Raw genomic sequence first — 12,119 nt, 5'->3', positions numbered from 1 at the left:
CCAAGCAATAATAAGGTTAATGTTATTCTAATCATATTAGTGAAAATGGGTTTCTTTTAATTGTAGGCAACGGTTCTCGGCTATGCGTAGTAGTGCCTTAAAAAGCCTTACAGTTTTGTTTCATCAAAAACCCACGCTATTACTTATATCTGTTGTTAGTAGCCGTTTTTATTTCTTGCATAATATTGGCCATCCATTTTTAATTCTCCAAGCATTTTCTAAAGCTGATCTTCCCGTTTTTGAATTTAGTAAATTTAAAATAACATCTTGAGCTGAGTTGTCTAAACCTAAAGCACCAATGTCTTTTGTTGTGAAATATTTCAAAACCCAATTTTTGTTGGATAGTAGTTTGTAATGTTTAATTCCTAACGCTCCTGTGTTATTATTTGATAAATTAAAGTGTTGTCTTACTCTGTTCATTACATTGTTTTCGTGTCCATTGTAAACAACTTTTAATCCATTTACATTTAATTCACTCAATAAATAGTTTGGAAATATTTGTAAGTTATTTTTTGTAGTTATTTCGAAATCGCAACCTTTATTCGGCAATGATGTTGGTCGTTCAATTTTCGTAATATTCGAGTCAGTTAGAAACCAATATAAACCGGGTGCATTTGGTCGAGGTTTATCTAAATACGTGAACCAATTTGCTTTAAAAACGTCAATCTGCCAATTGTCATTTGTCCCAAAAATAACTTGATTTGAATTATTAAAGATTTTGTCTGCAATTTCTATAAAAGTCATAACTTACTTGAAACTTGTTGATGTTAAACGTGATAGCCTTGTTGATTTATGTCGTTAATGATTCAATCTTATTACCTTATTTCGCATTACGCTTTTACAATGCTGGCAACTGTTTTATTTTTTTATATCTAAAGTTGATAAACATTTTTGAAATTCAGGAGCTACAATATCAGAAACTTCCTCTGTTGTATCCATAACAAGTGTAATTCCCATTTTGTTATTAATTCCATGAACTATATAAATTCTATGTTCTAATCCCCTGTCAAAATATTTTCCTTGATAACCAACACCATTCTTAAATTTCATGTACCCATCCTCATGGGTAAACATATCAACTAAATCAAAAGGTGTAGCCATTCTTTTCACAATTGAATACTGTATTACGTCAGCGTTAGAACCAACTGGCTCAATTATAAATGTGATTTGTGGATCAATTTCCCTTCCTGCTGAATCCAAAATAACATCTCGTTTATAGGTGTAAATAATTTTGTCCTTATGAGTTTTTCGTTCTGTAAATCTCCAATGAATATTTGGTAATTTAAATTTCAATTTTGCTTCTTCGATATTTTGAAATTTGACAGTGTTCTCTACCCTTTTAACTTTTGATATGTTATCACGATCTCGTTTACTTAATAAGTTTTCTACATTTTCAAATCTTGGCTCATACCAATCAGTTTTTGAAAAATATTCTTGCAAGTACTTTGATTTAAATATTCTACCTCTCCTAGCGTACACTTCATTCCTTTTAATCCTAAGTTCATCAACATCAAGTTTAATTAAATCATCTAACTCATAAATTATAATTGTATTAGATTTCTTTTTTCTGTTTTTTTTACTTTCTATTATCAGATTGTTTTTATTAAAACATTTTAATTGATTTGAAATTACATCCAAATTTCTTACAACTTCAAAAGTTCGGTATATATCCTCATTAGCAAATTTAAAACGAAATGTTTTTAATGATTTATGTAGTAAATCATCATATTGATTGGGGTTAATTTTAAATTTGGTTAAAGAAATTTCGCTGCCAGCCATATAATCTTTTTGACTATCATCATATTCTAAGTTTACAGCATTTTCTTCATCAGTGAAAATTAATAAGTTTGAGTTTATAAGCTTAGCATTTCCTGAAAATCTTACGAGAACTGTTAAAGTTATATCATTCTCGACTTTACCTAATGCAATTCCGATTTGGTAATTGCTATCATAAGCAACTAAAGAAGGTTCAAATTGTTTTACCGTCACACCATTAAGACGATTAGTAATGTAATCACATTGAGCATTTATTTTGATAGATGTAAAAATCAATAAAACCAATAGTAATATTTTTCTAGTCATAGATGAATGTTTTTTAACATTAAGGCTAACTAATATACATCCTCAAAAATATATAACCTTTTCTATATATCTCACTATAGATAGTGATATTTATCAAATATCAATAGATTTTACGCTATCTAAAAAATAGATAACATCATTATTAAGGTCTTGTTTTAGATATGATACTGGTTGGTAATTATTGTTGGGGTAACACGAAGCAAAGTTGATATACATGATCTTCTTAAAAATAAACTGCTCGCCTAAATATCTGACTAAGTGTTCATAAATTTCATTGATTAATGTTGCTTTGTCTTTGATAAATATAAATTCTGAATAGTAAATCGTTATCCCAAATCTTCTTGATTCTTGACAAATTTCATCTACTGCATATCTCAGCTCATTAAATTGAATTCTTAAATTATCAGTTTTGATAATGATCAGTTCTTCTTTAATGTCCTTTACTGTGATGTCTGCTTCTTGAAAGCTTTTGATTTTGATGTTATCTAGTTTTGGTGCTTTACAAACTAATGAGACAATGGCTTCTATAAATTTTGGATTTCCTCCTGCATAGAAATTTATATCTATGACCTCACTGGAGACAACAATTTTGAAACCTATTCCCTTGCAATAATAGTACAAGTGTGTTGAGAACCACACTGCAAAATCTCTGACGGAATTTAGTGATGGATAGTTTTGAACCATGTATAAATCCTGCTTGAACCAACTCCAAAAGTGATGTGGGTTGTTATAAATGACTTGCTTTTTAAGTTCTGTTTTGATTGATATTGTTCTCATTGTATTATGGCTTTAGTGATTGTTAATTGATTTATCTTTTGTCTTTGGTGTTGGGATGAAATGCGATGAGGTTGAGCATTTCTCTGAGCTTTGAGCGTACACGTTTACCGTAGCGTTCTTCTATCTCACTTGCATTTAGATTCGTGGTGATATGTGTCATTCTTTTTAAAAAGAACTTGGGTTTGGTTCTGTAGTTGGTGTAAAGCTCATGTCTGCTTAACAGCACCTCAGCCATGACATTTGCATCTTTACCATAAAATCGCCCTGTTGGCTCCAGGCCGAGATCATCAAAGCAATAGCTTTTTTGATTACCATATTGAGAGATGATTTTACTGCCATTCTCGTTGTAAGCGAAAGTAATTTCACGTGCAGTTTTGGTTTTATACTCGGGTTTCTGATGGCATATTTCAGAGATAAGTTGCATGATGGATGTTTTACCAACGCCAACAGGACCAGAAAGTAAAACGCCTTTGTTGAGGTTTAGATGCAATCTTTTAGCATTGCGCTTGTCTTGAATCATGAGTATGCAGAGTTTATAAATCAATTCATGATCTGTTGGATAAATCTTGAAATGATCGCCAAAGCGTTCTTTGCCTTTTGCCGTTAGGAAATTGACAACTTCTTTCAGGCTATAATGCAAATGGTTATCGTGCTTAACAGCAAGACAAAATTCTTTTCCGTTTGCTGCTTTGATGAGTTTACCGATAGGTTCAGAGAGGTTCATTGTAGGTCTTGTTTTGGTTGAGTTGATGATTTTTGTCCGGACTCTTTTGATTGAGTTTCTGAAAACTTATGGCTGAGATAAGCCATTTTTGAGCGAGGGGTTGCCAATTAGTGATTGGTTTTTGTCCTGCTAAGTTCCAGTTGAGCTTCTCGTAATACGCGATAAACTTTTCAGCTTCAATTTTTAAATCAAGCTTGCTTGATTGTTTTTCCTTTTTTAAAAAATTAATGACTTCATTTTCAAAATTGGGCTTAAGCTGTTTATAGATTTTATAATCTTTATATAGTTTATATATATTTATATATGGTGGTAGTGCTTGTTTACCACTTGTTTCCTGCTTGTTTACCGCTTGTTTACCCTTTGGGTAAAAATTACTTATGCTAAAGCGACTGCTTTGATAGACGTTCTTGGATGGATAATAGCGGATGTAATTCCACTTCTGAAGTTCGTTCAGGCATTTGTAATAGGTTTTTGTAGAACCTATTTTTGAATACTGCATAAGTTCCTCCCGCCCTGCTTGAAATTCAGTTTTGAATCTGCTTGCATTTGCAAACTGAAACAGGGCCATGTAAAGAGAAATATGTGTTGGCCTGAGCTTTGTATCTTCATGAATCTTCCGGAACGCCTGGTTGAGGTGTTCGATGTAGTTCATGAGTTCAGATTTTATTATCAATTAGAAGTTTATCGATTTGCTCAACATCATAATAATAAGAGCCACCTATCTTACTTGAGGGAATGATATTATTCACTCTGTAATTCAGTAATGTGGGTTTTGAGATATTGAGATACTCAGCTGCCTCATCAGTTCTTAACCAACGTTTTTTGATTCCTTTTTTCTGATTGAGTTCAATTTCATTAAGCTTCTTTAGTAGATCAGTTTTTAAATCTGATAAGTGCTTGGTGGTGACGATTTCTGCGTTCATAATGTTTAATTTTGATTAATACTTGTTTTGAGACTTTCCACGAGTAAAAATCAGAATGAAGCAGAAATAAATCACCTGATATCAGGGTGATATCAGGTGAAAATTTAACATTTAAGTAGGCTTATAAATTGTTTTTTAGTGCAAATTCAAGCTTATTAATGAATTTTGTAAGATCTTTTCTGTTCTTGATATCATCAATTGTTTGGTAGTAGTTTTTGGGAAGTTTTATATGGAAAGCTTTGGATAGAGATTGAATGATTTCCTTGATTGTTGCATCTCCATTATTGATTGATCTAGAGTAATAAAGTGCATAAGCGATTTCGACAAAATCAGTTGCACTTGCTGTCCAAGGATGCTTGACATCGAGATCAGATATTTTGATTCTGCTATCATTTTTTTGATTCTGTCTTTGTTCAACGTAAGATTTAAATTTCTCAATTGCTAAGCTCTTTGCGTAGATTCCGCTGTAAGAGCATTCGTAAAAATCATAGCAATGTGTTTCGACATATAAAAATTTAGCTGAGAAGTTGTCGGGAGAAGTTGTAAAATAAAGCGCGTCTATTTTATCAGGATAGTATCTCACATTGAAGATAAACTCTTTATGTTTCTCATAAAACTTATCTATTTTCTTTAAACACTTACAATAAATCTTTTCTATTTTTATATCTGATTTTCCTGTCAATTCAATTTCAAAATCTTTAACTTTTTTATAAAAATAGATATGTTGAGCAATAGTTGGTTTCATATATCTAAAAAACCTTGTTTGTTTTAAAACAGACTTATCTTCATCCAAATAATATATTTGCTTGAGTCTAACGAGGTACTTTTTTGACAATGACAAAACTTCGATAGCTTCACTTACTATTTCCTGAGACTTATTTTGAATCTCTTTTAATTCCTCATTAAAAGCATTCATTATTAATTGATACTCCATTATAAACACACTATTTAACATAAATATTAGTAAATATATAATTTTTAATAATATTAACACTAAATAATTATATTTATCAGTTGCTTATTGCGTTTTTAGGATTATCAATTACATCTAAACATCTTAAATCTTCAGAAACTTTCGTATCAACGATTCGCGCATAAATTTGTGTTGTTGAAAGCTTTGTATGGCCTAACAATTTAGAAACCGTTTCAATAGGAACTCCATTAGACAAAGTGACAGTTGTTGCAAATGTATGCCTGGCAATATGAGAGGTTAATGCTTGGCTTATATTAAGCTTCTTAGCGATTTGCTTGAGATATTTATTCATTCTTTGATTTGTAAAAACTGGTAATAACTTATCAGTTTTACAGACACGTGGATGATCTTTATATTTCCGAATGATTCGCAATGGCAATTCTAAAAGCGGAATTCTTAAGGATGTATTTGTTTTCTGTCGGCGTGTATAAATCCACTTCTTACCATCAATTCCTAATGTTATTTCATCTTTAGAAAGTTTTTTTAAATCTGAATAAGCAAGACCCGTATGGCAAGCAAATAAAAACACATCTTTGACAACTTCTAATGTGTCATTCTCAAGCTCTGAATTAATCAGTTTGGCAAGATCAGCTTTTGTTAGATAACCTTTATCAACTTGATCAAACCTCAGCTTGAAACGCTTAACAGTATTCTTTTCAATCCACTCTAAATCTTCTGCAAAGTTAATGAGCTTCTTTAATCTCTCAAGATGCTTCATCAAACCATTATTGTTTAAGCCGTCTTGATCTCTCAGGAAATCTTCAAAATCAATCATAAATTTATAATTGACTTGCTTAATATAAACATCAGTTGATTTGTGCTTTGATCTTACAAACTCATTTAAATATTTTTGCGTTGTGTAATAGTTTTTAAGCGTTCCTTTCTTTAAAGTCGCTTTCATTTTTTCCTGATGATAGTTTATAAGCTGATTGAGAGTTTCATATTTAATATCAAGACCTAAATACTTATTCTTGATAAGTATTGGCGTTATAAACTCATCTTTGCGTTCAATCTCCTCACATATAGATGTGATTTTAGATTTCGCTTTTTCAATGACATTATTAACCTTTCGAGAATCGATGGAATTACCTTTAGCTTTTTGAGCTGAAGCATTCCATTGCTCAAGCTTAATTTTAATTCCTAAACTGATTTCTACTCTTTTCCCATCTTTGGTAACTCTTAAATAAATCGGAGCTTGATTTAAGGAGTTTGTCTTGGCTTTTTTCATCCAAGCTAAAATTGTGATTTTTGATAACATAACTTTTCGATTAGAGGATTAATCGAAAAATCTCAAAACAAGCAATGGGATTTTTAAAAACAGGCTTATTGGAAAGTCTGCCTATTTTTAATTGCATTGTAAATATATACGTTTTTCTGATAAATAAAAAGCTATTGTTTTTTTGACTTTAAATTGTTTGATGGAATTCACATCCTACAAAATGAATCAAAAAGAGGTAACCGAATAGGTAACCGAATAGGTAACCGAATAGGTAACCGAATAGGTAACCGAATAGGTAACCGAATAGGTAACCGAATAGGTAACCGAATAGGTAACCGAATAGGTCCCTTTCTATTTATTACTAAATAGAAAGTTCTTTACTTTATAAAAACAAAAAGACCTGTAAATCAATGACTTACAGGTCTTTTTAGTACTATTTATAAGTATTTATAAATCAGTAAAGTCGGGGTGGCAGGATTCGAACCTGCGGCCTCCTGCTCCCAAAGCAGGCGCGATAACCGGGCTACGCTACACCCCGAATGTGGTTATACTTTTTTTGCGGAGAGACAGGGACTCGAACCCTGGCAACACTTTCGCGTTGACAGATTAGCAACCTGCTGCATTACCACTCTGCCATCTCTCCTAGTGAGCTTAAAAAACCCCCTAATTGCGGGTGCAAATATACATCTCTTTTTCATTTCCCAAAACAAAAAAGAGATATTTTTTACTTTATTTTTTATTATAATTTGCTCCAGTATTTTATCTCACTGATCCACATCATCTTAAGCTATTTTTTTGTTTTCTTAAATCTTAGTTTTGCTCTTATTGATAAATAAAACATGACCGGAACGACGATTAGAGTTAAGAAAGTTGCGAAAATCAATCCGAAAATAACTGTCCAAGCTAATGGTCCCCAGAAAACAACATTATCACCTCCTATATAAATCTTAGGATCATAATCTGTAAATAAAGAAAAGAAGTCAATGTTTAGCCCAATTGCTAATGGAATTAGTCCCAATACAGTTGTGATAGCTGTTAATAAAACAGGTCTTAATCGTGATTTCCCACCTGCAACTAAAACATCAAAATATTCAGCTTTTGAAAGCATTTGATCACTATCTATTCCTTTATCTTGCTTTTTCCTGTCAATTAATATTTGTGTATAATCTACAAGAACAATCGCATTATTCACAACAATACCTGCTAATGAAATCACTCCCATCATCGTCATAATAACAATGAAATCCATCTGGAAAATAATCAAACCAAAAAGTACACCTGCTAAACTCAAAATTACAGCCGATAAAATAATGACAGGCTTGCTGATTGAGTTAAATTGACCTACCAAAATCAAGAGAATTCCACCCATAGCAATAAGAAGTGCTTTCAATAAGAAATCCATATTATCAGCTTGTTCTTCTTGTTCTCCAGTGAAAACGTACTTCATTTCTGGTTTCTGGTTGTAATATTCTAATTCTTGTTTTAAGGTATTGACGATTTCAGTTGGATTACTTCCTGTTAAAACATTAGAATAAAGTGTAATCACTCTTTTTAAATCCTTTCTTTTAATAGAATTAAATGTTGCGGCTGGTTCAGTTGTAATTAAAGAAGAAATAGGGATCTGATTGATTTGCCCTTTTGTATCTCTAAAAGTAACTGGCTGATTCAATATTGCATTTTCATCATAACGTTGATTCTCATTTAAACGCACATTGATTTCATAATCATCTTCCCCATCTTTAAAGGTTGAAGCTTCTTGTCCAAAAACAGAACGCCTAATCGTTTGTCCAATCATAGAAGCTGAAATACCAAGTTCACCAGCCTTCTGTCTGTCAATTCTGATATCAATTTCAGGTTTAGATTTATTGACATCAATTTTCAGCTCTTCAATTCCATCAATATTTAATTGATTGATAAATTGACGTAAATTTTCTGCTTCTGCAAGCATATCTTCATAGTCATCCCCTCTTATTTCTAAATTAACCGGATAACCAGTTGGCGCACCAATATTGTCTTTTTCAACAATAATTGAAGCACCTGGAAAACCTTGCACAGACTGCCTCACTTCTTCTAAAGTTTTCAAACTTGAAATTCCTCTTCTAAATTTAAACTCTCTTAAAGTTAAAGTAATTTTAGCGCGATGCGGCATTTCATTAGCCATTCCACTATTCGTCATTGGGTTTCCTGAACCTTTTCCGACTTGAGATATAGCTGACTCAATCATAAAATTATAGCCGTCGTCATCTTCATATTTCTTGACAGCATCATATATTTTTTCTTCAACTTGTTTTGTCAAAGCATTCGTTTTATTTATGGCTGTCCCTTCAGGATATTCAATGTAAGTGATAATTTGATTTGGTTCATTTTCTGGAAAAAATAGAGTTTTCGGTTCTGCCACACTAACCAAAACGAAAGCTAGCAATAACATTCCTATTGTTCCGAAAAAAAAGAAATAGGATCTTTTTTTATATAAAGCAAAAACCAAGCTTGATTCATAAAAACGCTCCATACGTTTGAGCAGATTAAACTGAAAATAACGAATAGCGCCTTCTAGGAAATATTTGTAAACCCACATCATGATGGCAACCAAAATACTCAAGTTACCAATAGCTCTCAACCCTCCTGAATCAGCAATAAACCCAGTCACTAAAACCAATGCACCGACTAAAAACAGAATCAAGCTCCATTTAATCAATAAATTTTTTCTTAATTCACCTTCTTCAGTTTTCATAAACTGTGATGTCAACATAGCGTTGATGATTAATGCAACAAATAATGAAGATGTTAAGACAACTGAAAGTGTAATCGGGAAATAAACCATGAATTTACCAATCATTCCTGGCCATAGTCCTAATGGAAAGAAAGCCGCCAAAGTTGTTGCTGTTGAAGCTATAATTGGCCATGCGATTTCTCCAACCCCCTGTTTTGCAGCTTTGATTCGAGGCATGCCTTCATCCATCAAACTATAAACATTTTCGACAACAACAATACCATTATCCACCAGCATACCTAATCCCATAACAAGACCAAATAAAACCATTGTATTTAAAGTAAAGCCTAATGAAGAAAGAATAGTCAGTGCGATAAACATTGACAATGGAATAGCAACTCCAACAAACAAAGCGTTTCTAAAACCTAAAAAGAACATCAAAACACCAACAACTAAAATGACACCAAATACAATATTATTGACTAAATCATTCACTTGATTTTCTGTTTGTACGGATTGATCATTAGTAATACTAATTTCTAAATTTTCTGGATAATAGTCTGACTTTTCCTTTTCGACTATTTCTTTTATTTGCTCAACGGCTTCAATCATATTTTTACCAGCTCGCTTTTTCACATCGAGCATAACAACTGGCTTACCCTTATTTCTAGCAAAAGTTGTTGCATCTTTTTCATTAAATCTAACTTGTGCGATATCTTCTAAAAAGACAGATCCATCGTCAGATTTTACAACAATTTTTTCAAGATCTGAAGGTTTGTCAATCTCTCCAATAACGCGAATGTTTTTCTCTAAACCTTTACTGATAATATTTCCCCCTGAAATGGTTTTATTTTCTGCTCTAATTGCGTTGATCACATTATCAAATGAAACTTTTGAAGAAACCATTTTATAGATATCAATAGCAACTTCAACTTCTTTTTCGTCAACACCTCTTACACTAGCTTCTTTAATTTGTGGAAGCAGTTCAACCTCATCTTGCATATACTCTGCAAAATCCTTCAGCTTTTGAGTTGTGAAATCTCCGACAAAATTGATATTCAAAATCGGCATTTCCTCAGAAATATTTAGATCGAAAACATTAGGTTCAACCTTAGCACCATTATCTAATGTTGGCCAAGTTGTTTCTGATTTAACCTGGTCAACTTTATCTTTGATCAGCTGCTTTGCTGTACTTACCTCAATATCTTCTTCAAACTCAACAATAATCATTGAATAATCTTGCATCGTCGTTGAGTTAATTTCGCGTGCACCATTAACATTTTTAAACTCTTCTTCTAAAGGTTCTGTAATGAATTTCTCCACATCTTCAACAGAGTTTCCTGGATTTATCGAGCTAATGTAAATTTTTGTTTGTACAATCTCAGGGAATGATTCGCGAGGCATACTATAGTAAGACAATAGACCGCCCAAAAGACTGATCGCAATAATAACGAAAACAGTCATTTTGTTGTCAATCGCCCATGATGAAATACTAAACTCTTTATATGTGTTTTTATTTGCCATCCCTCTCTACTTTATCGCTTCTGAAACTCTTAACTTCTCACCATCTCTTACACTTCTCGCACCATCTGTGATAATGTATTGCCCTTCTTCTAAACCTTCTAAAACCTCAATATCTCCTTTTAGGCTTTTACCTGTTTTGATTTTAACTTGCTTTGCAGCCCCAACTTTATCATCTTTTGGTTCAAAAACATAAGCGATCTGTTCGCCACTTGATGTTTCTTGTAAAATATTCTGACTGATGACAACCGTATTTTCAGAAGTGTAATCATTAATTTTAATTATAGCAATAAGATTTGGTTTCAGGTTTTTGATATCTTTAGGAATGCCAACTTTCACCATAAACTTTCTGTTATTTGGGTCTATAAAGTTAGCGACTTGAATAATTTCAGTATCAAAATTTAATCCCATTGAAGAAATAGAAACATTAACAGATGTTCCAACTTTAATAGCATTCAAAAATTGCTCTGGAACCTCAGCATAAATATATGTTTCAGATAAATTGATCAATCTGAAAATTGGGGTTTGACCTGGACTCACTACTTGACCTTGATCTGCAAGCTTACTATCTATCACTCCTGAGAAAGAAGCTCTAATCTGTGTTTTGTCAATTTGCTTTTGCAATCTATTTTTATTGCTTTTTAAAGATTTATAAGAAGTTTCAGATTCTAAAAACTGAATCTCAGAACCTATGTTTTGATCCCATAAACGCTTTTGTCTTTTAAAACGTGTTTCAGCAAGTTGAAGCTGTGTTTCGAGCTCTGCCATTTCCTCAGACAAACCGCCATCATCAATTCTAGCTAAGAGTTGACCTTTTTTAACGCGATCACCTTCTTTGACATAAATTTTATCTAAGACGCCGCTAAATTCAGGATAAATCAAAATATTTTGATCCGTTTCAACATCTCCTTGGACTTCAATATAATGAACAAATTTCTCTGTTTCTATTTTTTTGACACTCACAAGTGAGAAGGAATTAGAATCTTCACGCGCTTCGATTTCCTTACTTAATTTTGAGATTTTTGTATTGAGCAATCTTTGCTCTTTGTTCAGTTCTTGACGTCTTTCTTTCATCAAGTCAACTTTTCCAGAATCTATAACTTCATCAACCGTTTGTTCCTTATTTTGACATGATGTCGTCATCAACAGACTTAAGATTGCGATAAAAAGAATTGAATTTTTCATTGATC

Annotated in this window: 10 protein-coding genes and 2 tRNA genes; all 12 read right to left on the bottom strand. The window is 32.4% G+C overall.

The features are described from left to right. Window positions 1–168: 168 nt before the first annotated feature. A complete protein-coding gene (locus tag CAP47_RS07070) occupies window positions 169–744 on the bottom strand; it encodes a hypothetical protein (RefSeq protein ID WP_100775987.1) in 576 nt (191 codons plus the stop codon). Window positions 745–858: 114 nt separating this feature from the next. Beyond that, complete coding sequence (locus tag CAP47_RS07065; protein ID WP_100775986.1) at window positions 859–2,082, bottom strand: YARHG domain-containing protein; 1,224 nt, start codon at window positions 2,080–2,082, stop codon at window positions 859–861. A gap of 93 nt (window positions 2,083–2,175) precedes the next feature. Continuing rightward, window positions 2,176–2,859 (bottom strand): hypothetical protein, encoded by a 684-nt coding sequence (locus CAP47_RS07060; protein ID WP_100775985.1) that lies wholly within the window; start codon window positions 2,857–2,859, stop codon window positions 2,176–2,178. A gap of 31 nt (window positions 2,860–2,890) precedes the next feature. Next, window positions 2,891–3,583, bottom strand: coding sequence for an ATPase (locus tag CAP47_RS07055; protein WP_100775984.1), 693 nt, complete (start codon window positions 3,581–3,583; stop codon window positions 2,891–2,893). Beyond that, window positions 3,570–4,235 (bottom strand): hypothetical protein, encoded by a 666-nt coding sequence (locus CAP47_RS07050; RefSeq protein WP_153043503.1) that lies wholly within the window; start codon window positions 4,233–4,235, stop codon window positions 3,570–3,572. Before CAP47_RS07050 ends, CAP47_RS07055 begins: the two co-directional genes overlap by 14 nt. Before the next feature lie 4 nt (window positions 4,236–4,239). Continuing rightward, window positions 4,240–4,506, bottom strand: coding sequence for a helix-turn-helix domain-containing protein (locus CAP47_RS07045; RefSeq protein WP_100775982.1), 267 nt, complete (start codon window positions 4,504–4,506; stop codon window positions 4,240–4,242). A 121-nt stretch (window positions 4,507–4,627) separates the two neighbouring features. After that, window positions 4,628–5,440, bottom strand: a complete 813-nt coding sequence (locus CAP47_RS07040; RefSeq protein ID WP_192869961.1) for an RteC domain-containing protein — start codon at window positions 5,438–5,440, stop codon at window positions 4,628–4,630. 76 nt (window positions 5,441–5,516) lie between these two features. Next, window positions 5,517–6,737 carry a site-specific integrase gene (locus tag CAP47_RS07035; protein ID WP_238140986.1) on the bottom strand — a complete coding sequence of 407 codons (1,221 nt, stop codon included), beginning with the start codon at window positions 6,735–6,737 and terminating at the stop codon, window positions 5,517–5,519. Window positions 6,738–7,161: 424 nt separating this feature from the next. Beyond that, window positions 7,162–7,236 (bottom strand) — tRNA-Pro (locus CAP47_RS07030). Between the two features lie 21 nt (window positions 7,237–7,257). Beyond that, window positions 7,258–7,341: transfer RNA gene (locus CAP47_RS07025), tRNA-Ser, on the bottom strand. Window positions 7,342–7,485: 144 nt separating this feature from the next. Continuing rightward, window positions 7,486–10,932 (bottom strand): efflux RND transporter permease subunit, encoded by a 3,447-nt coding sequence (locus CAP47_RS07020; protein ID WP_100775980.1) that lies wholly within the window; start codon window positions 10,930–10,932, stop codon window positions 7,486–7,488. Window positions 10,933–10,938: 6 nt separating this feature from the next. Next, window positions 10,939–12,114 (bottom strand): efflux RND transporter periplasmic adaptor subunit, encoded by a 1,176-nt coding sequence (locus tag CAP47_RS07015; RefSeq protein WP_192869960.1) that lies wholly within the window; start codon window positions 12,112–12,114, stop codon window positions 10,939–10,941. Window positions 12,115–12,119 lie beyond the last annotated feature (5 nt).

The sequence above is a fragment of the Psychroflexus sp. S27 genome, from assembly GCF_002810405.1.
Lineage (GTDB): Bacteria > Bacteroidota > Bacteroidia > Flavobacteriales > Flavobacteriaceae > Psychroflexus > Psychroflexus halocasei_A.
Note: the sequence above shows the minus strand (reverse complement) of the source record. Positions and strands in the feature narration are given on the sequence as shown.

Bases quoted from the DNA above. Each gene is read 5' to 3' on its own strand.
- CAP47_RS07070 (WP_100775987.1), bottom strand. From the start codon at position 744: ATGACTTTTATAGAAATTGCAGACAAAATCTTTAATAATTCAAATCAA.
- CAP47_RS07045 (WP_100775982.1), bottom strand. From the start codon at position 4,506: ATGAACGCAGAAATCGTCACCACCAAGCACTTATCAGATTTAAAAACT.
- CAP47_RS07065 (WP_100775986.1), bottom strand. From the start codon at position 2,082: ATGACTAGAAAAATATTACTATTGGTTTTATTGATTTTTACATCTATC.
- CAP47_RS07035 (WP_238140986.1), bottom strand. From the start codon at position 6,737: ATGTTATCAAAAATCACAATTTTAGCTTGGATGAAAAAAGCCAAGACA.
- CAP47_RS07060 (WP_100775985.1), bottom strand. From the start codon at position 2,859: ATGAGAACAATATCAATCAAAACAGAACTTAAAAAGCAAGTCATTTAT.
- CAP47_RS07055 (WP_100775984.1), bottom strand. From the start codon at position 3,583: ATGAACCTCTCTGAACCTATCGGTAAACTCATCAAAGCAGCAAACGGA.
- CAP47_RS07040 (WP_192869961.1), bottom strand. From the start codon at position 5,440: ATGGAGTATCAATTAATAATGAATGCTTTTAATGAGGAATTAAAAGAG.
- CAP47_RS07015 (WP_192869960.1), bottom strand. From the start codon at position 12,114: ATGAAAAATTCAATTCTTTTTATCGCAATCTTAAGTCTGTTGATGACG.
- CAP47_RS07020 (WP_100775980.1), bottom strand. From the start codon at position 10,932: ATGGCAAATAAAAACACATATAAAGAGTTTAGTATTTCATCATGGGCG.
- CAP47_RS07050 (WP_153043503.1), bottom strand. From the start codon at position 4,235: ATGAACTACATCGAACACCTCAACCAGGCGTTCCGGAAGATTCATGAA.